The sequence below is a fragment of the Streptomyces sp. NPDC002779 genome, assembly GCF_042888685.1.
Taxonomy (GTDB): Bacteria; Actinomycetota; Actinomycetes; order Streptomycetales; family Streptomycetaceae; genus Streptomyces.
The window spans coordinates 441,108-464,025 of sequence record NZ_JBIAQC010000002.1; the positions used below are offsets into that span (position 1 = coordinate 441,108).

At 69.9% G+C, this 22,918-nt stretch carries 19 protein-coding genes and 2 tRNA genes; 15 read left to right on the forward strand and 6 right to left on the reverse strand.

Going from position 1 to position 22,918, the window contains the following annotated elements; translation table 11 throughout:
* Positions 1–106: 106 nt before the first annotated feature.
* Positions 107–832: a hypothetical protein gene (locus ACFYW5_RS07635; RefSeq protein ID WP_389416025.1), complete on the reverse strand. Its 726-nt coding sequence runs from the start codon at positions 830–832 to the stop codon at positions 107–109.
* A gap of 205 nt (positions 833–1,037) precedes the next feature.
* Here ACFYW5_RS07635 and ACFYW5_RS07640 point away from each other — a divergent pair, with 205 nt between their 5' ends.
* Complete coding sequence (locus ACFYW5_RS07640; RefSeq protein ID WP_389416026.1) at positions 1,038–3,503, forward strand: protein kinase; 2,466 nt, start codon at positions 1,038–1,040, stop codon at positions 3,501–3,503.
* A gap of 49 nt (positions 3,504–3,552) precedes the next feature.
* Here ACFYW5_RS07640 and ACFYW5_RS07645 read toward each other — a convergent pair whose 3' ends face one another.
* Positions 3,553–5,031 (reverse strand): amino acid permease, encoded by a 1,479-nt coding sequence (locus ACFYW5_RS07645; RefSeq protein ID WP_389416027.1) that lies wholly within the window; start codon positions 5,029–5,031, stop codon positions 3,553–3,555.
* Between the two features lie 185 nt (positions 5,032–5,216).
* On the opposite strand from ACFYW5_RS07645, the gene ACFYW5_RS07650 reads away from it, so the two are divergent.
* On the forward strand, positions 5,217–5,702 hold the full coding sequence (locus ACFYW5_RS07650; RefSeq protein WP_389416028.1) for a ribose-5-phosphate isomerase: 486 nt from the start codon (positions 5,217–5,219) through the stop codon (positions 5,700–5,702).
* A gap of 73 nt (positions 5,703–5,775) precedes the next feature.
* Positions 5,776–6,585, forward strand: coding sequence for an Fpg/Nei family DNA glycosylase (locus tag ACFYW5_RS07655; protein ID WP_389416029.1), 810 nt, complete (start codon positions 5,776–5,778; stop codon positions 6,583–6,585).
* A gap of 72 nt (positions 6,586–6,657) precedes the next feature.
* Here ACFYW5_RS07655 and ACFYW5_RS07660 read toward each other — a convergent pair whose 3' ends face one another.
* On the reverse strand, positions 6,658–7,914 hold the full coding sequence (locus tag ACFYW5_RS07660; RefSeq protein WP_389416030.1) for a GNAT family N-acetyltransferase: 1,257 nt from the start codon (positions 7,912–7,914) through the stop codon (positions 6,658–6,660).
* 162 nt (positions 7,915–8,076) lie between these two features.
* Here ACFYW5_RS07660 and ACFYW5_RS07665 point away from each other — a divergent pair, with 162 nt between their 5' ends.
* On the forward strand, positions 8,077–9,267 hold the full coding sequence (locus tag ACFYW5_RS07665) for a PP2C family protein-serine/threonine phosphatase (protein ID WP_389416031.1): 1,191 nt from the start codon (positions 8,077–8,079) through the stop codon (positions 9,265–9,267).
* On the forward strand, positions 9,264–9,707 hold the full coding sequence (locus ACFYW5_RS07670) for an HD domain-containing protein (protein WP_389416032.1): 444 nt from the start codon (positions 9,264–9,266) through the stop codon (positions 9,705–9,707). Before ACFYW5_RS07665 ends, ACFYW5_RS07670 begins: the two co-directional genes overlap by 4 nt.
* A 21-nt stretch (positions 9,708–9,728) precedes the next feature.
* Here the strand turns inward: ACFYW5_RS07670 and ACFYW5_RS07675 are convergent, their stop codons facing one another.
* On the reverse strand, positions 9,729–10,865 hold the full coding sequence (locus tag ACFYW5_RS07675; RefSeq protein WP_389416033.1) for an acyltransferase family protein: 1,137 nt from the start codon (positions 10,863–10,865) through the stop codon (positions 9,729–9,731).
* Between the two features lie 410 nt (positions 10,866–11,275).
* On the opposite strand from ACFYW5_RS07675, the gene ACFYW5_RS07680 reads away from it, so the two are divergent.
* Entirely contained in the window at positions 11,276–11,470 is a 195-nt protein-coding gene (locus ACFYW5_RS07680; protein ID WP_150949237.1) for a hypothetical protein, read from the forward strand.
* A 60-nt stretch (positions 11,471–11,530) separates the two neighbouring features.
* Here the strand turns inward: ACFYW5_RS07680 and ACFYW5_RS07685 are convergent.
* Positions 11,531–11,604 (reverse strand) — tRNA-Gly (locus ACFYW5_RS07685).
* Between the two features lie 130 nt (positions 11,605–11,734).
* On the opposite strand from ACFYW5_RS07685, the gene ACFYW5_RS07690 reads away from it, so the two are divergent.
* From ACFYW5_RS07690 to clpX, 5 genes are all read left to right on the forward strand, one after another.
* Positions 11,735–11,811, forward strand: a tRNA-Pro gene (locus tag ACFYW5_RS07690).
* 167 nt (positions 11,812–11,978) lie between these two features.
* Positions 11,979–13,373, forward strand: coding sequence for a trigger factor (tig, locus tag ACFYW5_RS07695; RefSeq protein WP_389416034.1), 1,395 nt, complete (start codon positions 11,979–11,981; stop codon positions 13,371–13,373).
* Between the two features lie 307 nt (positions 13,374–13,680).
* Complete coding sequence (locus ACFYW5_RS07700; RefSeq protein WP_250079236.1) at positions 13,681–14,289, forward strand: ATP-dependent Clp protease proteolytic subunit; 609 nt, start codon at positions 13,681–13,683, stop codon at positions 14,287–14,289.
* An 87-nt stretch (positions 14,290–14,376) separates the two neighbouring features.
* Positions 14,377–15,057: an ATP-dependent Clp protease proteolytic subunit gene (locus ACFYW5_RS07705; RefSeq protein WP_389416035.1), complete on the forward strand. Its 681-nt coding sequence runs from the start codon at positions 14,377–14,379 to the stop codon at positions 15,055–15,057.
* Between the two features lie 160 nt (positions 15,058–15,217).
* Complete coding sequence (gene clpX / locus ACFYW5_RS07710) at positions 15,218–16,507, forward strand: ATP-dependent Clp protease ATP-binding subunit ClpX (protein WP_250079212.1); 1,290 nt, start codon at positions 15,218–15,220, stop codon at positions 16,505–16,507.
* A gap of 75 nt (positions 16,508–16,582) precedes the next feature.
* Here clpX and ACFYW5_RS07715 read toward each other — a convergent pair whose 3' ends face one another.
* Positions 16,583–17,485 (reverse strand): hypothetical protein, encoded by a 903-nt coding sequence (locus ACFYW5_RS07715; RefSeq protein ID WP_389416036.1) that lies wholly within the window; start codon positions 17,483–17,485, stop codon positions 16,583–16,585.
* 136 nt (positions 17,486–17,621) lie between these two features.
* Between ACFYW5_RS07715 and ACFYW5_RS07720 the strand changes: the two genes are divergently transcribed.
* The 4 genes from ACFYW5_RS07720 to ndk all read left to right on the forward strand — a co-directional run bounded on the left by ACFYW5_RS07720 (position 17,622) and on the right by ndk (position 22,733).
* Positions 17,622–20,246 (forward strand): valine--tRNA ligase, encoded by a 2,625-nt coding sequence (locus tag ACFYW5_RS07720; RefSeq protein WP_389416037.1) that lies wholly within the window; start codon positions 17,622–17,624, stop codon positions 20,244–20,246.
* A gap of 91 nt (positions 20,247–20,337) precedes the next feature.
* On the forward strand, positions 20,338–21,822 hold the full coding sequence (locus ACFYW5_RS07725; protein ID WP_389416038.1) for a bifunctional folylpolyglutamate synthase/dihydrofolate synthase: 1,485 nt from the start codon (positions 20,338–20,340) through the stop codon (positions 21,820–21,822).
* Between the two features lie 11 nt (positions 21,823–21,833).
* Positions 21,834–22,190 carry a DUF4233 domain-containing protein gene (locus ACFYW5_RS07730; RefSeq protein ID WP_389416039.1) on the forward strand — a complete coding sequence of 119 codons (357 nt, stop codon included), beginning with the start codon at positions 21,834–21,836 and terminating at the stop codon, positions 22,188–22,190.
* A 129-nt stretch (positions 22,191–22,319) separates the two neighbouring features.
* Positions 22,320–22,733 carry a nucleoside-diphosphate kinase gene (gene ndk / locus ACFYW5_RS07735; RefSeq protein WP_389416040.1) on the forward strand — a complete coding sequence of 138 codons (414 nt, stop codon included), beginning with the start codon at positions 22,320–22,322 and terminating at the stop codon, positions 22,731–22,733.
* Positions 22,734–22,918: the final 185 nt, after the last annotated feature.

Below are 22,918 nucleotides of genomic sequence, written 5' to 3' on the forward strand. Positions count from 1 at the left end.
GGGGGTCGGGTGCGACCCATTAGGCCGGGCGCAATGAACCGCCCCCCCGCGGGGCGGGGCCCCCCCCCCGGGGGGGGGGGCCCCCCCGGCCGAGGTGTCTCAGGGCTCAGCTCTCCTGCCGGGCCGGCCGCCGCGGCCCGGACCACCACAGCCCGGCCGCGCCCGCCGCCAGCAGCGCCGCCCCGGCCGCCCCCAGCGGCAGCACGTCCCGCTTGCTGCCGGTCTCGGCCAGCTCGTCGCCGCCGGGCGCCACCGGCTTGTTGTCGGTGCCCAGCAGCAGCGGGGTGGCCGGGGCGTTCGGCGACGGGTTCGTCGTACCGAACGGCACCGGGCCCTGCTGCCAGTACGTCTTGTCGCCCGACGCGGTCTGGACGGGCAGGCAGATCTTTCCCGTCCTGCCCAGGTCGTACGTCGCCTCGACGTCGTACGATTTCGAGTCGCCGGCCGCGAGATTGTCCACGGCGCAGGCGAATCCGCTGTTCGAACCTTCCGGCAGATCGCTTTTGGCAATCTGTGAACAGCCCTGAACATTCTTGACCGTCAGGCCGTCGAATCCAACGACCAGAAGCCTGATCTCTCCGCTCTCCTTCGTCCCTTCGTTTTTCACGGTGGCGGTAATCTCCGTCTCCTGCGACGCGTTGTCGACCGAGATCTTCTCCGGCAGAGTCGTGGTCATTTCCACCCCGGCCGGCGCCTCGTCAACGGCCTTTCCCCCCTTGCTGCTCTGAGGTCCCTGGTCTTTCGCCGCGGCGGTGAACGGAAGGATCATCACTGCCGAGAAGGATGCTGCAACCAGCGATCCCGCGATGGTCGTCGTACGACGAGAACTCATGTTCGTCCCCCTTGGCTGCGCCTGAATTCGCAGTACTTGAAGAGGTACCACAAGATTTCTCCGCACTATGCTGGGGTGGCGCGAAGTGTGACCATCGTGTTTCAAACGGACTGACTCGGTGGCCAATTCACGGGCTTTGAGGGGGTGCAGCGCATTGCCGGGAAATACGGGAAACACGAGGAGCGGCGGGATTCCGGGGCTACTGGTGACCGGGCGCTATCGGCTGGTCGAAAGCATCGGGCAGGGGGGAATGGGGCGGGTGTGGCGGGCCGCCGACGAAATACTCGACCGGCCGGTGGCGATCAAGGAGATGCGGATAGACGGCCTCGACGCCGAGGACACCCGCACCCGCCGCGAACGCACCCTGCGCGAGGCCCGGGCCACCGCCCGCATCGACCACCCCCACGTGGTGCGGGTCTACGACGTCGTGGACGAGGGCGAACGGCTGTGGATCGTCATGGAGCTGGTCGACGGCCGCTCCCTGGAACGGATCATCGCCGAGGAGGGCCCGCTGAGCCCGGCGGAGGCGGCCCGCATCGGACTCGGCCTGGTGGCCGCGCTGCGCCAGGTGCACGAACGGGGCGTCCTGCACCGGGACATCAAACCCGGCAACGTCCTGGTGGAGGCGCGGGCCCGGCGCGTGGTCCTCACGGACTTCGGCATCGCGGCGATCCAGGACACGACGGCGCTCACCATGGTGGGCATGCTGGTCGGCTCGCCCGACTACATGGCCCCCGAGCGGATCTCCGGGCGCCCGCAGGGACCGCCGTCGGACGTCTGGTCGCTGGGCGCCACGCTGTGCGCGGCCCTGGGCGGCCGCTCCCCCTTCTCCCGGGGCACCACCCTGGCCACCCTGCACGCGGTCCTGTACGAGGAGCCCGAACTGCCCGCCTCGGCCGGTCACTTGCGCCCCATCCTGGCGGCCCTGCTGGAGAAGGAACCGGAGCTGCGCCCCAGCCTGGGGGAGCTGGACAGCGCCCTGCAGCCGATCGCGTTCCCGCCTCCCACGCCCACGGTGGCGGTGCCGACGGCGAGGGAGGCCCCGGAGCCGGTACGGGAGGAGTCCCTGGCCCGAGACCCCAGGAAGCCCGAGCCGACCGACACCCCGCCCGCCGAAGCGCACCGCCCCACCCACACCTTCGGCCACCGAAGCCCCGGCACCTCGCGTACCCCGGGCATCTCCCTCGCCCGCAGGGAGCCCGAGCCGACCGGGGTCCCCCGCGAGGCCGACCCGGCCGCGGTGCCGCGCCACAGGCCCGAGCCCACCGCCGTGCTGCCACAGCAACCCGAGTCAGCGGCGGTGCCGCACCACGAGCCCGACCCGGCCGCGGTGCTGCGGCAGGAGCCTGAGTCGGCTGCGGTGCTGCGGCAGGAGCCTGGTTCGGCCGGGGTTCCACGCGACGAGGCCGGCCCGGCCGGGGTGCTGGGCCGCAGGTCCGAGCCCGCCGCCGTGCTGCCACAGGAACCCGAGTCGGCGGCGGTGCCGCGCCACGAGCCCGGCCCGGCCGCGGTGCTGCGGCAGGAGCCTGAGTCGGCTGCGGTGCTGCGGCAGGAGCCTGGTTCGGCCGGGGTGCTGGGCGACGAGGCCGGCCCGGCCGGGGTGCCGCGCCACAGGCCCGAGCACGCCGCCGTGCTGCCACAGCAACCCGAGTCAGCGGCGGTGCCGCGCCACGAGGCCGACCCATCCGCGGTGCTGCGGCAGGCGCCCGACCCAGCCTCGGTCCGGCGCCACGAGGCCGAGCCGACCGCGGTGCCGCACCACGAGCCCGACCCAGCTGCGGTGCCGCGGCAGGCGCCCGACCCGGCCGCGGTCCTGCGCCACGCGGCCGATCCGGCCGCCGTGCCGCGCTATGAGCCCCAGCCCCCCGCCGTGCCGCGCCACGAGCCCCAGCCCCCCGCCGTCCTGCGCCACGAGGCCGAGACGGAACGGCGGCCGGGCCCCGCCTTCGCCCCCGGCCCGGGCCCCGCGCCCCCGGGCGAGCTGCCCGGCCCCCGCCCCATGCCCCCGGGCGAGCTGCCCGACCCTGCAGCCCCCGTCCGCCCCCGCCCGGGGCGCCGCGGGCCCGCCCTCCTTGCCGCAGCGGGGCTCGTCACCGCCGGAGCCGTGGTGGCCGTCGTCCTGCTCATGAACGCCGGCGGGTCCCCCGAGGACGACAAGGCCGGCGGCTCGGCTTCCTCCTCCTCCGCGTACTCGCCCTCACCCACCTCCCCCTCGCCCACCGTGGAAGGCACCGCCCGCCCGCAGACCCTGCCGCCGGGAGCGCGCGCGGAGTCCGGCGGGTTCGCCTGGGTGCCCCCCGAGGGCTGGCGGCGGGACGTGAAGACGGGCGCGGAGGTGCACTACACCTCGCCCGACGGCAGACAGGAACTCGTCACGAAGTCCTCCCTCGCCCGCGGCGACCTCATGGAGACCTGGGAGACCTCGGAACAGAACGCCCACCAGGGGCAGGCGTACCAAAAGATCCGCCTGGAGGAGACGACGTTCCGCGGCTCTCCCGCGGTCGTCTGGGAGTACACCTTCACGCTGGAGGGAGTCCCCTGGCACGCAAGGCTGCTGGGCTTCAACGAGAAGGGGAAGTCGTACCAGATCAACACCTGGTACCAGCCGGACATCGAGGACCGGGCCCTGCGCACCTACGAGAAGGTCAAGGACAGCTTCACCCTCCTCTGAACACGCAAAGGGGGCCCCGAGGGGCCCCCTTCACGCATGTGCGAGCGGATCAGCCGACCTTGACCTCGTCGACCTCGTCGACCTCGTCGACCTCGTCGACCTCGTCGGCGTCGCCCCGGAGCTTCTCCTTGACGAACGCGATGGCCAGCACGATCGCCGCGACCAGCAGCGACAACAGCACCGTCCGGCGTCCGTCGTGCTCGGTGTCGGTGAGCATGTATCCCAGGACGAACACGATCATCGCGGCCGTGGCCCAGGTCAGATACGGGTACAGCCACATCCGGACGACCAGCTTCTCCGGCGCCTCGGCCTGGATGATCTTCCGCATCCGCAGCTGCGAGAAGCAGATGGCCAGCCAGACGAACAGGGCCACCGCACCGCTGGAGTTGAGCAGGAAGAGGAAGACGGTGTCCGGGTACTGGTAGTTGAAGAAGACGGCGACGAAGCCGAAGACGACGGAGGAGAGGATCGCCGCGAGCGGCACCCCCCGGCCGGTGGTCTTCGCGAACGCCTTGGGCGCGTCCCCGCGCCGGCCGAGGGAGAAGGCCATGCGGGACGCCGTGTACAGACCCGAGTTGAGGCAGGACAGCACCGAGGTCAGCACGATGAAGTTCATGATCTGACCGGCGTGCGGGATGCCGAGGGAGTCGAGGGAAGCGACGTAGGAACCGTCCTCGGCGATCGACTTGCTGTCCCACGGGAGCAACGTGACCACGACGAAGATCGAGCCGAGGTAGAAGACGGCGACGCGCCAGATGATGCTGTTGGTCGCCTTGGTGACGGCCCGCTGCGGGTCCTCGGACTCGCCGGCGGCCAGCGTGGCGATCTCACTGCCCATGAAGGAGAAGACGACGAGCAGCACACCGGTGAGGATCGCGCCGGGCCCGTTCGGCAGGAAGCCGCCGTGCTCGGTGAGGTTGCCCAGCCCGGCCTGCTCGCTGTCGACACCCGGCAGCAGGCCGAAGACGGCGAGCCCGCCGATCACGATGAACGCGGCGATCGCGACGACCTTGATACCGGCGAACCAGAACTCGAACTCGCCGTAGGAGCCGACGGAGACCAGGTTGGTGGCGGTCAGCACCACCATCACGATGAGCGCCCAGGCCCACTGCGGTACGGCCGGGATCCAGCCTTCGAGGATCACCGCGCCGGCGGTCGCCTCGACGGCCAGCACCACGACCCAGAAGAACCAGTACAGCCAGCCGATGGAGAAACCGGCCCAGCGGCCGAGCGCACGGTCGGCGTGCGCCGAGAACGAACCCGAGGTCGGGTTGGCCGCGGACATCTCACCGAGCATCCGCATCACCAGCACCACGAGCGTGCCGACGAGTGCGTACGACAGGAGGATGCCGGGGCCCGCGGTGGCGATACCGGAGGAGGACCCGACGAAGAGTCCGGCGCCGATGACACCGCCGATCGCGATCATCGACAAGTGGCGGTTCTTGAGCCCTGCCTGGAGGCCGTTACCGGGATCGCCGGGGGCTCCAGGGTCCTTTTCAGCCTTCGACAGGGTCGGCTGCGAGGTCATAGGGGGAAATTCCTTCGTGCCGGTGCCTAACAAGTTGGTCCAGTGAATCTGAGGCAAAGGATTAATTGAACCTTTGATTCCGGATCGTTACTTGAGGTTTGCCTGAGGTTCTGTACTGTTGCTCAGGCTTTTCGGGATCAACCCCCGGGGCGGCTGCCCGGGAACAGGCGTGTCACACTCGTCGCATGCGCGTGTACCTCGGCTCCGACCATGCGGGCTACGAACTCAAGAACCACCTCGTCGAGTGGCTGAAGGCGGCGGGGCACGACCCCGTCGACTGCGGCCCTCACCTCTACGACGCCCAGGACGACTACCCGCCCTTCTGCCTCCGCGCCGCAGAGCGCACCGCCGCCGACCCCGACGCCCTCGGCATCGTGATCGGCGGCTCCGGCAACGGCGAGCAGATCGCGGCGAACAAGGTCAAGGGTGTCCGTGCGGCACTGGCCTGGAGCGAGGAGACCGCGGCCCTGGGCCGCCAGCACAACGACGCCAACGTCGTAGCGGTCGGCGCCCGCATGCACACCCAGGACGAGGCGACGAAGTTCGTGGAGACCTTCCTCGCCACCCCGTTCTCGGGCGACGAGCGCCACATCCGCCGCATCGACATGCTGGCGTCCTACGAGACCACGGGCGACCTCCCCCCGATCCCCCCGCACCACCCGCAGCAGTAAGCCTTTCAGCCCGTCCGGCGTCCGCGCACAGCGACGCCGGTCGGCGCCTTCCAGCCCGTCCAGAGGAGCCACCGTGCCTGAGGGGCACACCATCCACCGGCTGGCCAAGGACTACGCCGCCGCCTTCGCCGGTACCGCCCCCCAGGCCACCAGCCCCCAGGGCAAGTTCTCCGACGCCGCCGCCCTGATCACCGGCACCGAGCTCACCGCCACCGAGGCCCACGGCAAACACCTCTTCCTCGGCTTCCGCGACAGCGACTGGGTCCACATCCACCTCGGCCTCTTCGGCAAGGTCACCTTCGGCCCCGCCCCCGCACCCCCGCCCACGGACACGGTCCGCCTCCGCCTCGCGAACACCACCGCGTACGTCGACCTCCGAGGCCCCACCACCTGCGCCCTGATCACCCCCGCCGAGAAGCAGGCCATACACGACCGCCTCGGTCCGGACCCGCTGCGCGACGACGCGGACCCGAAGACGGCCTACCGGCGCGTCTCCCGCAGCCGCACCACGATCGCCGCCCTGCTCATGGACCAGAAGATCATCGCGGGCGTCGGCAACGTCTACCGCGCGGAGGTCCTCTTCCGGCACGGCATCGACCCCTACCGGGCGGGCAAGGACATCACGCCCCGGCAGTGGGAAGCCATCTGGGCCGACCTGGTGGACCTCATGCACGAGGGCGTCCGCAACAACCGCATCGACACCGTCCGCCCGGAACACACCCCCGAGGCGATGGGCCGCCCACCCCGCGTGGACGACCACGGCGGGGAGGTCTACGTGTACCGCAGGGCCAACCTGCCCTGCCACATCTGTGGCGGCGAGATCCGCACCGCCGATCTCGCCGCCCGCAACCTCTTCTGGTGCCCCAACTGCCAGAAGCGGTAAGCCGATTCCAGAACCTGTGAGCCGGTTCCAGAACCCGTGAGCCGCCGTTCCGGAACCCCGCGAACCGCTGTTCTAGAACCCGTGCGGCAACCAGGGCGCGACGGCCGAGCCGAACCCCACCGACGCCTCCGCCAGCGCCCCCCGCCGGACCTCGCGTACCCGCCCGGCGGCCCCCAGCGACACCAGGCTCACCCCGCCGAGATACGCCGACCCCAACTCCCGTACGGACAGGGCCAGATCCGCCGCGTCCCGGGTCCGCTCGCAGGACGCCCCCTTCGCGTCCCCCGACAGCCGCCAACGCCCGGAGTTCCAGGGGCAGAAGGCGTCCTCGACCTCCAGCACCACATCCACCGGCGCCTGATAGGTCCGGGCCGAGAGCGCCGCCCCGACCTCGACCAGCCGGACGAACATCCCGTCCCGGTACCGCGGCCGGCACCGCCGCAGGTCCGACACCTGGTGCTGCCAGGCCTCGTCCATCGGCCGCCCGTGCACCTTCAGCGTCGCCGTCAGGTCCAGGTCGAACAGGAACCGCCACAGCGCGGCCTGCGCCGCCGCGTCCACCCCGGCCAGCTCCCGCAGCTGCACCACCCCGTCGTTCCCGGCGACCCCCCACTCCGGCTTGACCGCGTAACGGGCGTACCCGACGGTCTCCCCGTCCCGCTCCGCCAGCACGCACTGCAACGGCGACGCCCCGCCCCGCCCGCCCTCCGGATCGAGCACCCCCACCCGCTCCCAGCCGGGCCGCACCCGGGCCAGCATCCCGGGCCGGACGGGCACCAGCGCCGCGTACACCTGCTCGCACGCGTCGATGACGTCCACCGGCTCCGCGTACCGCAGCCGTACGTCGTCCGTCCCGGCCGGCACCGACAACCGCACCCGGGTCGTGTCGATCTCGGCGGCGAGCTGAAGGGTCGCCACGCCGTACCCGAACCGCCCGTAGATCGCAGGCTCGGACGCCGTCAGCACCGCCAGCGGCTCGCCCCAGGACCGCACGTCGTCCAGCTGCCTGCGCATCATCGACGTAAGGACCCCGCGTCGCCGGTGCGTGCCGGCGACCCCGACCATCGTCACCCCCGCCGCGGGCACCGAGGCCCCGCCGGGCACGGTCACCCCGAACCGGAACGCCCCGGCCGACCCCACGCACAGGTCACCGTCCCAGGCGCCGAGGAACCGGTCGAACTCGGTGAGCCCCCGGTACAGTTCACGCTCCTCGGTGGGCTCCGGCACCCCGCCGAAGGCGCGCAGCAGCACGTCGTACCAGATGTCCCAATGCTCGGGCGCCAGCCGCCGCAGCTCGGTCGCGGAACCGGTCGTGAAGTGTGTCCCCATGCGCCATGCCTACCAGGGCGATGCGGGACGAGCCACGGAATTTCCGCCGGGGGGCCGCGCGATGGCTTCTCGTGAAGTTCACTGTGGAGTTGAGCCTCGGACGGGGGACAAGGTGGACCTCCCGTGCCAAGCGGCTGGTCCGATGGATAGGGTCCCGAACTAATGGCAGCAGGACGACAGCGGCGCGCGGCCGCCGACACGCTCGCGGCCCGGTTGCGTATCCAGTGGCACCGGGTCCGCGTCGGCCTGCGCAGAAGTGCCGTGGACTACTTCCGCGGCGACGGCTCCGACTGGGTCGCGCTGGCCGCACTGCTGCTCACCGTCCCGCTCATCACCGCCACCACCCTGGCCAACTCGGTCTGGTGCGCTCCGGCCGCGCTGGTCCTGCCCATCGTCGCCGGCGGTCTGCTGCTGCGCCCGGCCAGCCTGCTCGGCCTGTACGCGGCCGCGGCCACCGCCCTGATCGTGGAGTCGGTGCAGCTCGGCCCGTACACCGAGGGCGCCGCCCGGGTCACTCCAGGCGTGGTCCTGGTGGTCGCGGCCTGCGGGTTCGTCGGCCTGCTGATCGCCCAGTTCCGCAGCCGCGTCGGCGTGCCCTGGCGGCGCGGCGGAACCATGCTGTTCGACCTGCGCGAACGCATCCGGGTGCAGAGCAAGCTGCCGCAGCTGCCCAACGGCTGGCACCGCGAGATGGCGCTGCGCCCGGCGGGCGGCCAGTCGTTCTCCGGTGACTTCGTTGTCGCGGCCCGCACGAACGGCGGCCGGACCCTGGAGGTCGTCCTCACGGACGTCTCGGGCAAGGGCATGGACGCGGGCTCGCGGGCCCTGCTGCTGTCGGGCGCCTTCGGCGGACTCCTCGGCTCGCTGCCCCCGCACGCCTTCCTCCCGGCCGCCAACGGCTACCTGCTCCGCCAGGACTGGGAGGAGGGCTTCGCCACCTCCATCCACCTGGTCCTGGACCTGGACTCCGGCGACTACGAGCTCTACTCCGCCGGACACCCGCCGGGCCTCCAGCTCAGCGCGGGCAGCGGCCGCTGGGAGGAGAAGGCCGCGGAGGGCCCGCTGCTGGGTGTGTACGACGGCGCCCAGTTCGACCCCGTGAAGGGCTCGTTGCGGCCCGGGGATGTGTTGATGCTGTTCACAGACGGTCTGGTGGAGACCTCCGACCGCGACATCGTCGAGGGCATCGACCGCCTCACCGGCGAGGCGGACCGCTATGTCGCGGGCGGCTTCCACGGCGCGGCCTGGCATCTCATCGAGGCGGTGGCCAAGGACGTCAACGACGACCGCGCGCTGCTGCTGATCTGCCGCGAGGGCCCTACGGTGACGTCACAGGCGGGGGGCCACGCGTGACGCTCGCCGTTCCCGAGGTCGAGGCCCTCGCCCGCGCCGCCCACGAGGGCCAGACGGACAAGGCGGGACGGCCCTACGCCGAGCACCTGAAGGCGGTGGCCGACGGCGTCCGTGCCCGGGGCGGCGACGACGACCAGATCGCGGCGGCCTGGCTGCACGACGCCGTCGAGGACGACGCCCTCACCGAGCGGTGGCTGCACGAGGCCGCGCTGAGCCGCCGTACGAAGGACATCGTCCTCGCCCTCACCAAGCGCGCGGGGGAGACGCCGGAGGCGTACGCCGGGCGGATCCTCGCCACGCCGGGCGCGCTGCTGGTGAAGGAGGCGGACCTGGCGCACAACGCGGACCCGGCCCGCCTCGCGGTCCTGGACGAGGCGACGCGCGTACGCCTGACCGAGAAGTACGCGCGCATGCGCGCACTTCTCGGCCTGCAGCCCTGAGCCGGGCACCGCACCCCTGAACTAGGCGGCGGTCTTCTGACGTTCGCGTTCGCGGGCCGCCTCCGCGGGGTCCCGCCGGAACGCCCACTTCATCTCGGGCTCCATCACCGCCCGGAAGACCCGCCGCACCGGCGCGGTGCACAGCAGCGTCACACCCGCCGCCGCGAGCACGGTGACGAAGATCTGGCCGAGCGGCCGGTGCAGCCAGTCGTGGTCGAACCAGCCCTGGTAGTCACCGGCCTTCACCACGAAGCCGTGCAGCAAATAGCCGTACAGCGTGCCCGCGCCCAGCGCCGTGAACCACATGTGCCGGCGCGGCACCCAGGCGAAGAAGCACGCCGTCAGCACCAGTGAGCAGCCGAACAGCGCGAACACCATGACGGGCCCGGTCCACCACGGCGCGCCCAGCTCCTGCGCGGAGTCACGGTGGTAGAACCAGCCGGTGTTCATGCGCGGCACCGCCCACCAGCTGACGGCGAGCGCCAGCGCGAACACCGGCACGGACAGGATCCGCACGGAACGCCGGCGCACCCACTGGAAGTGCTCGGCCTTCATGTGCAGGCCCAGCACGAAGAACGGCAGGAACTGCAGCACACGCTGGAGGTCGAGGTCGTCGCCGATCTCCGGCGTGACGGACGCCAGCACCGCGATGCCGAGCGCGACAGGCAGCGGCCGGCGGATCGACTTCCAGATCGGGGTGGTCAGCCGCCAGACGAACAGCGCGGCCAGGAACCAGGTGAGATACCAGGGGTCGAGCAGGCTGACGGGCATGCTCGGGTCATCGTCGATCACCCGCTTGAACAGCGGATACGCGGTCTCGAAGACGATGTACGGCACGGCGACACCGGTGATCAGCCGGCGCAGCCGGTCCGGGCGCATGTCGAAACTGCGTGAGAAGTAGCCGGAGATGATGATGAACGCCGGCATGTGGAAGGCGTACACGGCCATGTACAGGCCTTCGAGGATCCGGCTGTCGCCCTTCAGGGGCTCCCAGGCATGACCGACGGCCACCAGCACGATCGCCAGGAACTTCGCGTTGTCGAAGAAGGCGTCGCGCTTGCCTGCTCTTGTGTTCGGTCTCTGCTGTTTCTCGGGGGAGCGCGGACTCGGCACTCCCGGGGCCTGCGACTGTGCGGGTGGCGAGGCAGCGTGGAACATCTGAGGCACCTTAGCGGCGGCTGTGCGGATGAGTAAAACGCGGGACGCCATTACCACTTATGTGCCTGCCTTGTGATGTTTAATCCATGCTAAATCGTACATAACGCAAGGTGTGGGCCGGAGTTGGGGTCACCTGTGACAACAATTCGAATTACCCGCGAACACCTTGTGTGGACATGGAAACGATCACACCGAATTTCTCTTACGAGTGTCACTTCGAATTCCCGTGCGGAGTGCGCGGGATGGCCCCCGCGGGGCCCGGAGCCGCCCGCACCGGCCGGAGTTGTGACCACTGATGCCCCACCCGCCGCATACGGCGGCCCTGTTGGTGGCACGATGGTTCTGGCGGGGGTGCGCGGGGCAGGCACCCCCGGGCCGGGAGAGCGGACCGACCGAGGGTGTGATCAGTTGTGGCCATTTCGCTGTCAGTGGTGCTGCTGTTGGCGATCATCTTGGTGGTGTTGATCCGAGGTGGCTCCCTCAAGGCCGGCCCCGCGGTGGTCGCCGTGCTCTTCGGCTTCTTCCTCGCCTCCACCGGCATGGCCGACGACATCCAGCGGTTCCTCGACTCGATAGCCGAGACGATCAACTCGATCCAGTTCTAGAACGCCGGACCGCACAAACGACGCCGGCCCGGTTCCGAGGAACCGGGCCGGCGGCCGAACTGGAGCGGGCGACGGGAATCGAACCCGCGTAGCTAGTTTGGAAGACTAGGGCTCTACCATTGAGCTACGCCCGCACAGGACGCGCCGCAGGTCAGCCGACCGCGGCACTGAAGGCATCGTAGCGGGTCGGCCCCCCTCGGCGCACACCCCATAAATGCGGCGGCCCCATGGCCTGCGGGCATGTACCCTACGTGTCGCACCAGACGGGGTGTGGCGCAGCTTGGTAGCGCGTCCGCTTTGGGAGCGGAAGGCCGTGGGTTCAAATCCCGCCACCCCGACCACCTGCCTGATCATCCAGGTGATCGCCTTTGGGTCGTTCAGCGGCTGCGGTTACTATGCAAGCTGCGCGCCCGTGTGTCTCTCACTTACCGAAGTCCTCCGGGCAGCGAATCCGCCGGACCAGTCTGGCCCGGCAAACCCAAGAAGTCAGCCACAAGGAGACCGAACCGTGAAGAGCGCCGTGGAGACCCTGAACCCGACTCGGGTTCGGCTCACTGTCGAGGTGCCCTTCGAGGAGCTCAAGGACAGCCTCGACGCGGCGTACAAGAAGATCAACCAGCAGGTCACGGTGAAGGGCTTCCGCAAGGGCAAGATTCCCGCCCGGGTCATCGACCAGCGGTTCGGCCGTGGCGCCGTGCTGGAGGAGGCCGTCAACGACGCGCTTCCCAAGTTCTACACGGAGGCGGTCAACGAGGCCGAGCTCAACGTCCTGGGCCAGCCCGAGGTCGACATCACGGAGCTGAAGGACGGCGAGACGCTGAACTTCACCGCCGAGGTCGACGTCCGCCCGGCCATCGAGATCCCGGACTACTCCGGCATCGAGGTCGAGGTCGACGCCGTCGAGGTCACCGACGAGGACATCGAGAAGTCGGTCGAGCAGCTCCGCGAGCGCTTCGCCTCGACCTCCCCGGTCGAGCGCCCCGCCCAGGACGGCGACGTCGTCACCATCGACCTGCAGGCCAAGGTCGAGGGCGAGGTCCTGGAGGACGGCGTCGCCGAGGGTGTCGCCTACACCATCGGCTCCGGTGAGCTCCTCGAGGGCATCGACGACGCCGTGAAGGGCCTGGAGGCCGGTGGCGAGGCCACCTTCACCTCCGAGCTCAAGGGCGGCTCTGCGGCCGGCAAGGAGGCCGAGGTCACCGTCAAGGTCACCCAGGTCGCCGCGCGCGAACTGCCCGAGCTGGACGACGACTTCGCGCAGCTCGCCTCCGAGTTCGACACCCTCGACGAGCTCAAGGCCGACAGCCGCAAGCGCCTCGAGAACATGAAGCAGTACGACCAGGCCACGCAGGCCCAGGAGCGCGTCCTGGAGAAGCTGCTGGAGCTCGTCGAGGTGCCCGTCCCCGAGAAGCTGCTCGAGGACGAGATCAACACCCGCAAGCACAACCTGGAGCACCACCAGCTCGGCCAGATGGGCCTCGACCTCGAGAAGTACCTCGAGATCCAGGGCAAGACGGTCGAGGAGTTCGACGCCGAGACCAAGGAAGCCGCGGTCAAGGGCATCAAGACCCAGTTCGTCCTGGACGAGCTCGTCAAGCAGGAGAAGCTCAACGTCAACCAGGAGGAGCTCACCGAGCACCTCATGCGGCGCGCGGCCTCCTCCGGCATGTCCCCCGACCAGTTCGCCCAGGCCGTCGTCGAGGGCGGCCAGGTTCCGCTCCTGGTCGGCGAGGTCGCCCGCGGCAAGGCCCTGGCCGTCGTGGTCGAGAAGGCCACGGTCAAGGACACCAACGGCGAGATCATCGACCTGGACGACGAGGACGAGGCCGCCACCGACATCGCCGCCGAGGCCACGGAGGCCGACGCCACCGAGGCCGAGGCCGACGAGAAGACCGAGGGCTGAGCACGCCTTCGGCGCCTGTGACGCCGTAGGAAGGCCCCGGGGAGGACGATCCCCGGGGCCTTTCCGGCATCCGGTGGGCGGGGCGCTCGCGGGCGGTCACGGGGCGTAGGCGGCGGCCCACCCGCCGCAGGCTCTACGCCCCCGGCGAACACCCCCCGCTCCGGGATTCCCTGAAGGGACCAGCGCGTTAGGGTCCATGAGTACGGGGGCAGGGGAGTCGGCGAAACCGCCGGAGGCCCCCGGCAGGGAAACGTGAAGACGGCCCGGCGCCGTCGTAAGACGAGCAGGTGGATACGTGACGAATCTGATGCCCTCCGCCGCCGGCGAGCCTTCCATCGGTGGTGGCCTCGGCGACCAGGTCTACAACCGGCTGCTCAACGAGCGGATCATCTTCCTCGGCCAGCCGGTCGACGACGACATCGCGAACAAGATCACCGCACAGCTGCTGCTCCTTGCCGCTGACCCGGACAAGGACATCTACCTCTACATCAACAGCCCGGGCGGTTCGATCACGGCCGGTATGGCGATCTACGACACCATGCAGTTCATCAAGAACGACGTGGTCACCATCGCCATGGGCCTCGCCGCCTCGATGGGCCAGTTCCTGCTCAGTGCGGGCACCCCCGGCAAGCGCTTCGCGCTGCCGAACGCAGAGATCCTGATCCACCAGCCGTCCGCCGGCCTCGCCGGCTCGGCTTCGGACATCAAGATCCACGCCGAGCGGCTGCTGCACACCAAGAAGCGCATGGCCGAGCTCACCGCCCAGCACACGGGCCAGACGATCGAGCAGATCACCCGCGACTCGGACCGCGACCGCTGGTTCGACGCCTTCGAGGCCAAGGAGTACGGCCTCATCGACGACGTCATCCCCACGGCCGCCGGTATGCCGGGCGGCGGCGGTACCGGAGCGGCGTAGGGCCGGTACCGGCCCCCGGGACACCCCAGGGCCGTACGAGCCTCCACCCGCCCCCAGCCCCCGCTACAGCCCCTTTTTGGAGACACCGTGAACACCTTCCCCGGCAGCGGCTTCCAGGACCGCCCGCAGGCCGAGTACACCGGCCCTGTCGCCGAGTCCCGCTACGTCATCCCGCGCTTCGTCGAGCGCACGTCGCAGGGCATTCGTGAGTACGACCCGTACGCGAAGCTCTTCGAGGAGCGCGTGATCTTCCTCGGCGTGCAGATCGACGACGCCTCCGCCAACGACGTCATGGCGCAGCTGCTGTGCCTGGAGTCGATGGACCCCGACCGGGACATCTCGGTCTACATCAACAGCCCCGGTGGCTCCTTCACCGCGCTGACGGCCATCTACGACACGATGCAGTTCGTGAAGCCGGACGTCCAGACGGTCTGCATGGGCCAGGCGGCCTCCGCCGCCGCGATCCTGCTGGCCGCCGGTACGCCCGGCAAGCGCATGGCGCTGCCGAACGCGCGCGTGCTGATCCACCAGCCGTACAGCGAGACGGGCCGCGGTCAGGTCTCGGACCTGGAAATCGCCGCGAACGAGATCCTCCGGATGCGCGCGCAGCTGGAGGAGATGCTGGCCAAGCACTCCACCACGCCGATCGAGAAGATCCGCGAGGACATCGAGCGCGACAAGATCCTCACGGCCGAGGACGCCCTGTCGTACGGCCTGATCGACCAGATCATCTCCACCCGGAAGATGAACAACGCAGAGGTGCGCTGAGCCGGAGGCTGTATCGTCGGCCGCTCCTTGGCACGGTGCACGACAAAGTGAACCGTGCCAAGGGGGGCCCGAACAAGGGCCCCGGCAAGGTACCGTCGGATGAAGGCAGCACCAGGAGCCGCTGGACCTAGGCGTCTCCCAGGCGAAGGGGAAGCACACCGTGGCACGCATCGGTGACGGCGGCGATCTGCTCAAGTGCTCGTTCTGCGGCAAGAGCCAGAAGCAGGTCAAGAAGCTCATCGCAGGGCCCGGTGTGTACATCTGCGACGAGTGCATCGATCTCTGCAACGAGATCATCGAGGAAGAACTCGCGGAGACCAGCGAGGTGCGCTGGGAGGAGCTCCCGAAGCCGCGCGAGATCTACGAGTTCCTCGAGGGGTACGTGGTCGGCCAGGAGGCCGCCAAGAAGGCCCTGTCGGTCGCGGTGTACAACCACTACAAGCGGGTCCAGGCCGGCGAGCACGGCGGTGGTCAAAGCCGCGAGGACGCCATCGAGTTGGCGAAGTCCAACATCCTGCTGCTGGGCCCCACCGGCTCCGGGAAGACCCTGCTGGCGCAGACGCTCGCCCGGATGCTGAACGTCCCGTTCGCGATCGCGGACGCGACGGCGCTGACGGAGGCGGGCTATGTCGGCGAGGACGTCGAGAACATCCTGCTGAAGCTGATCCAGGCGGCGGACTACGACGTCAAGAAGGCCGAGACCGGGATCATCTACATCGATGAGATCGACAAGGTCGCGCGGAAGAGTGAAAACCCGTCGATCACGCGAGACGTCTCGGGCGAGGGCGTCCAGCAGGCGCTGCTGAAGATCCTGGAGGGCACGACGGCCTCGGTGCCGCCGCAGGGCGGGCGCAAGCACCCCCACCAGGAGTTCATCCAGATCGACACGACGAACGTGCTGTTCATCGTGGGCGGTGCCTTCGCCGGTCTCGAGAAGATCATCGAGTCGCGGGCCGGTGCGAAGGGCATCGGGTTCGGCGCGACGATCCGCTCCAAGCGGGAGCTGGAGGCGAAGGACCAGTTCGAGGACGTCATGCCCGAGGACCTGGTCAAGTTCGGCATGATCCCCGAGTTCATCGGGCGTCTGCCGGTGATCACCTCGGTCCACAACCTCGACCGCGAGGCGCTCCTGCAGATCCTGGTGGAGCCGCGCAACGCCCTGGTCAAGCAGTACCAGCGCCTCTTCGAACTCGACGGAGTGGAGCTGGACTTCGAGCGCGAGGCGCTGGAAGCCATCGCCGACCAGGCGATCCTCCGCCAGACCGGCGCGCGCGGCCTGCGCGCCATCATGGAGGAGGTCCTGATGTCGGTGATGTACGAGGTCCCGTCCCGCAAGGACGTGGCCCGTGTCGTCATCACGGCCGACGTCGTCCACTCGAACGTCAACCCCACCCTGATCCCGAGGGACGCCCGGAACGGCCGGGGGCCGGGGGAGCAGAAGACGGCGTAACAGCATCAGACGTACGACAGGGGCCCCGGTCGGTCGACCGGGGCCCCTGTCGTGGTTGCTGTCCGACGGCAGGCGTCAGATCTTGACGCGGACGTCCTTGCGGAACTTGGCGGTGAGGGCCGCCGCCTGGGTCGGGTCGGTCTCCTTGCCGGCCGCGATGTCGGCGATCTCCATCGGCATCACGAAGCCGATCGTGCTGTAGTCGCCCCAGACGCAGTACGTCATGTTCATCTCGGACGGCTCACCCGAACCCGCGGTGGCGTCGGGGTTCTGCATGTTGGCCTGCTGGCACTTCAGGACCGTGCCGTCGAACCCCTCGGGGGTGTACGCCTTCGGCTCGCCCTTCATGGTGACGTCTTCCTTCTCGGCGTCCTTCTTCATGTACGCGAGGAGTCCGTCGACCGCCTTCTCGGGGTCCTCGATCTCGCCGTACACGCCGCCGAAGGTCACCAGCTTGCCCGCCAGCGGGTTGCTCTCGTCGCCCGACTGGTAGTTCGCGCTGACGTCCTTGGGGTTCTTGACGCCCCAGTCCTCGGCGTTCTGGAGGTCGTCCTTCGTCATCGCGCTGTCCGAGCCGTTGTCCTCGGCCTTCTTGTACTCCGTGAGGACCGTGGCCGGCGTGGTCAGCTTGTGCGGGCCGTCGTCCCCGGCGGCATCACCGCTGCCCCCACTCCCACCCACCACGAAATACACGCCCACGCCGATCGCCGCCACGACCGCTACCGCGCCCAGGATGAGGCCCGTCTTCTTCTTGCCGCCGCCCGGGGCCGGGGGCATGGGGGCGCCGTAGGGGGGCTGCTGGGGCGGGACGCCGCCCTGCTGGGGGTAGCCGTAACCCGGCTGCGGGGCCTGCGGCTGCTGGGGGTAGCCATAGCCGGGCTGCGGAGCCTGCGGCTGCTGGCCGTACGGACCCGGCTGGCCGTACGGTCCGGGCTGCTGGGGCTGCCCGCCGTACGGGCCCGGCTGGTTGTAGCTCATTACTGGGTTCCCCTCCAGATGCTTATGTGGTCCTGACATCCTGGCCCAGCCGGGGGGCGCGCGGTGCATCGGGGCCCCCACCGTTACAGAACAAAGCCGTTTCGGGACACCGCCGCGACACCCCTAAACTGACTCCGTGACCGAGAACGCTCAGCAGCAGCCACCAGCGCCCCACACCGAACTGCCGACCCAGTACGCGCCGGCCGACGTAGAGGGGCCGCTGTACGAGCGCTGGGTGGAGCGGGGTTACTTCGAGGCGGACGAGAAGAGCGACAAGCCGCCGTACACCATCGTCATCCCGCCGCCGAACGTCACCGGCAGCCTCCATCTCGGGCACGCCTTCGAGCACACGCTCATCGACGCCCTGACCCGCCGTAAGCGCATGCAGGGCCACGAGACGCTGTGGCAGCCCGGCATGGACCACGCCGGCATCGCCACGCAGAACGTCGTCGAGCGCGAGCTGGGCAAGGAAGGCAAATCCCGGCACGACCTCGGCCGCGAGGCCTTCGTCGAGCGCGTCTGGCAGTGGAAGGGCGAGTCCGGCGGCCAGATCTCCGGGCAGATGCGGCGGCTCGGCGACGGCGTCGCCTGGTCCCGCGAGCGCTTCACCATGGACGAGGGGCTCTCGCAGGCCGTCCAGACCATCTTCAAGCGGCTCTACGACGACGAGCTCATCTACCGCGCCGAGCGCATCATCAACTGGTGCCCGCGCTGTCTGACCGCCATCTCCGACATCGAGGTCGAGTACCAGGACGACGAGGGCGAGCTCGTCTCCATCCGGTACGGCGAGGGCGACGACGCCATTGTCGTGGCCACCACCCGCGCCGAGACGATGCTCGGTGACACCGCCGTCGCCGTCCACCCCGAGGACGAGCGGTACCGCCACCTCGTCGGCCGCGAGATCGAGCTGCCGCTCACCGGCCGCCGTATCCCCGTCGTCGCCGACGAGCACGTCGACCCCGAGTTCGGCACCGGCGCCGTCAAGGTCACCCCGGCCCACGACCCGAACGACTTCGAGATCGGCCAGCGGCACGACCTGCCCGCCGTCACGATCATGGACGAGCACGCCGTCATCACCGCCCACGGCCCCTTCCAGGGCCTGGACCGGCTCGAGGCCCGCTCCGCCATCGTCGCCGCCCTGCGCGCCGAGGGCCGGATCGTCGCCGAGAAGCGGCCGTACGTCCACTCGGTGGGCCACTGCTCGCGCTGCAAGACCACCATCGAGCCGCGGCTGTCCATGCAGTGGTGGGTCAAGGTTGGCCCGCTGGCCAAGGCGGCCGGTGACGCGGTCCGCGACGGCCGCGTCAAGATCCACCCCCAGGAGATGGAGAAGCGGTACTTCGACTGGGTCGACAACCTCCACGACTGGTGCATCTCGCGGCAGTTGTGGTGGGGCCACCGCATCCCGGTCTGGTACGGCCCGAACGGCGAGGTCGTCTGCGTCGGTCCGGACGACGAGGCGCCCACCGGCGAGGGCTGGCACCAGGACACCGACGTCCTCGACACCTGGTTCTCCTCCGGCCTGTGGCCCTTCTCCACCCTCGGCTGGCCCGAACAGACCGACTCGCTCGCGAAGTTCTACCCGAACTCCGTCCTGGTCACCGGCTACGACATCCTCTTCTTCTGGGTCGCCCGGATGATGATGTTCGGCCTGTACGCGATGGACGGCACCCCGCCGTTCCACACCATCGCCCTGCACGGCATGGTCCGCGACCAGTTCGGCAAGAAGATGTCGAAGTCCTTCGGCAACGCGGTCAACCCGCTGGACTGGATGGACAAGTACGGCTCCGACGCACTCCGGTTCACGCTGGCCCGCGGCGCCAACCCCGGCGTCGACGTCCCCATCGGCGAGGACTGGGTCCAGGGTTCGCGCAACTTCGCCAACAAGATCTGGAACGCCACCCGCTTCGCGCTGATGAACGGCGCGACGCTCGAAGGTGAACTCCCGGACGCCTCCCGCATGTCGGCGACCGACCGCTGGATCCTTTCGCGCCTCAACTCCGTCGTCGCCGAAGTCGACGCGCTCTACGAGGACTTCCAGTTCGCGAAGCTCTCCGACGCGCTGTTCCACTTCGCGTGGGACGAGGTCTTCGACTGGTACGTCGAGCTGTCCAAGACCACCTTCCAGGCGGGCGGCGAGCCGGCCGCGGTCTCCCAGCGGGTCCTGGGCGAGGTCCTGGACGTCACCCTCAGGCTGCTGCACCCGGTGGTCCCGTTCGTCACGGAGACCCTGTGGACCACCCTCACGGGCGGCGAGTCGGTCGTCATCGCCGAGTGGCCCGAAGACAGTGGCTTCCGGGACGAGGCGGCCGAGCGGGAGATCGAGAGCCTCCAGTCGGTCATCACCGAGGTCCGCCGCTTCCGAGCCGACCAGGGCCTGCAGCCGGGCCAGCGGGTCCCCGCCCGGCTGAGCCTGGACGGCACGGCACTGGCCCCGCACGAGGCCGCCATCCGCCAGCTCCTGCGCCTGCAGCCGGAGGGCGACGCCTTCACGGCCACGGCGACCCTGCCGGTCGCGGGCGCGGAGGTCGCGCTGGACCTCTCCGGCACGATCGACGTGGCGGCGGAGCGCAAGCGCCTCGCGAAGGACCTGGCCGCCGCCGAGAAGGAGAAGGCCCAGGCCACGGCCAAGCTCGGCAACGACGCCTTCCTGGCGAAGGCCCCGGACAACGTCGTGGACAAGATCCGCGGCCGGCTGGCGAAGGCGGACGAGGACATCGCCCGCATCCAGGCCCAGCTGGACCGGCTCCCCGAGGCGTAAGCCGTAGTAGGCGCGTGCCAAGGCCCCCGCAGCCACCCGGCTCCGGGGGCCTTGGCCTCCGTCTGCCGGTCCCCCTCCGTAGACTGGCCCCGTGAGTGACAGCGACCCCTTCGACGAGATCATCGCGGAAGAGACCGACCGCGACCCCGATCTCGCGGTCATCGAGGCCGGCAGCCGTACCCTGCGCACCCAGGGCGGCCCGCCGCAGGCGGATGTACCGACGCGCCCCGAGGACCCCGAGGTCGACAAGGCCCTGCGCGACGTCGAGGCGGAGCTCGCCACCCGCTGGGGCGAGACCAAGCTGGAGCCCTCGGTCAGCCGTATCGCCGCGCTGATGGACGTCCTTGGGGAGCCGCAGCGCTCGTACCCCTCGATCCACATCACGGGGACCAACGGCAAGACCACCACCGCCCGCATGATCGAGGCGCTCCTCGGCGCCTTCGAACTGCGCACCGGCCGGTACACGAGCCCGCACGTCCAGTCGGTCACCGAGCGGATCAGCCTGGACGGCGCCGCGATCTCCGCCGAGCGGTTCATCGAGACGTACCACGACATCAAGCCGTACGTGGAGATGGTCGACGCCCAGCAGGAGTACCGGCTGTCCTTCTTCGAGGTGCTGACCGGCATGGCGTACGCCGCCTTCGCGGACGCGCCCGTCGACGTGGCCGTCGTGGAGGTCGGCATGGGCGGCACCTGGGACGCCACGAACGTCATCGACGGTGACGTCGCCGTCGTCACCCCCATCGACCTGGACCACACCGACCGGCTCGGCGGGACGCCCGCCGAGATCGCCGTGGAGAAGTCCGGGATCGTCAAGCAGGGCGCCACCGTGATCCTGGCGCAGCAGCCGGTGGACGCGGCGCAGGTGCTGCTGAAGAAGGCCGTGGAGGTCGACGCGACGGTCGCCCGCGAGGGCCTGGAGTTCGGGGTGGTCTCCCGGCAGGTCGCGGTCGGCGGCCAGCTGGTCACCCTGCGGGGCCTGGGCGGCGAGTACGGCGAGGTCTACCTCCCGCTGCACGGCGCCCACCAGGCGCACAACGCCGCCGTGGCGCTGGCCGCGGTGGAGGCGTTCTTCGGGGTCGGCGCCCAGCGTGCCGAGCCGCTCGACCTCGACACCGTCCGCAAGGCCTTCGCGGCCGTCTCCTCGCCGGGCCGCATGGAGGTCGTACGGCGTTCGCCGACCGTCGTGCTGGACGCCGCGCACAACCCGGCGGGCGCCCGGGTGACCGCCGAGGCGATCGGGGAGGCCTTCGACTTCAGCCGGCTGATCGGCGTGGTCGGGGCCAGCGGCGACAAGAACGTACGCGGGCTGCTGGAGGCCTTCGAGCCGATCTTCGCCGAGGTCGTCATCACGCAGAACTCCAGCCACCGCGCGATGGACGCCGACGAGCTGGCCGCCATCGCCGTCGAGGTGTTCGGCGACGAGCGGGTGCAGGTCGAGCCGCGGCTGCCGGACGCGCTGGAGGCCGCGATCACGCTGGCCGAGGAGGAGGGCGAGTTCGCGGGCGGCGGGGTGCTGGTCACCGGTTCCGTCATCACCGTGGGAGAGGCCCGGCTGCTGCTGGGGAAGGGCTGAGGTTTTCAAGGATGCGTACGCTCTGTGCGTCGACGCTGATCGGCGAGTTCTTCGTCATCGGGTTCGCCGGTCTGGTCGCCATGAAGGACCCCGATCTGTCCATGTCGACGGTGTGGACGGTCTGCGGGATCGCGATGTTCGCGTGCCTGCTGCTGTGCGGTCTGGTCACCCGGCCCGGCGGCACCGCCCTCGGCTGGGCGCTCCAGGTCGTGCTGATCGCCTCCGGGTTCGTGGTGCCGTCGATGTTCGTCCTGGGCGCGGCCTTCGCGGCCCTGTGGTGGGCGTCGGTGCACTACGGGAGGAAGATCGACGAGGCGAAGGCGAGGTTCGCGGCGCAGGCCGACGCCTCCGCCCCGGACGCGGCCTGATCCTCTCCGTCTGAGGCGGCCTCTGTACCGGGCGCGGCTGATCCTCTACACCTGACGCTGCGTAACAGACGCCCGGACACGCCGGGTAACCTGCTCTTCCCGCACACGTGATGCACTAAGGAGCCCGTCGTGACCCAGCGCACCCTCGTCCTCCTCAAGCCCGACGCCGTCCGTCGTGGCCTGACCGGCGAGATCATCAGCCGCATCGAGCGCAAGGCGGGCTGGCAGATCACCGCGCTGGAGCTGCGCTCCCTGGACCAGGACACGCTGGAGCAGCACTACGGCGAGCACAAGGGCAAGCCGTTCTACGAGCCGCTGCTCGCGTTCATGTCCTCCGGGCCGGTCGTCGCGCTGATCGTCGAGGGCGAGCGGGTCATCGAGGGCGTGCGCGCGCTGGCCGGCCCGACCGACCCGATCGCCGCCGCGCCCGGCTCCATCCGCGGCGACTTCGGTGTGATCGTCCGTGAGAACCTCATCCACGCCTCCGACTCCGAGGAGTCGGCCGAGCGCGAGGTGAAGATCTTCTTCCCCGGTCGCGCCTGACGTTCAGCGGCGGTTCGGAGAGCCCGGGGGCGCCGCCCCCGGACTTTCCGGCACATGCCGGGCGTTCGGGGGAACGACAGGCCCCAAACGCTCGTCTCCGAGAGCGAACCCGCACATCATCTGCTGACAATGGCGAAGGACCCTCACGCCGTGTTCGCGAAGGCGCGTCTACGATGGAACCCTTC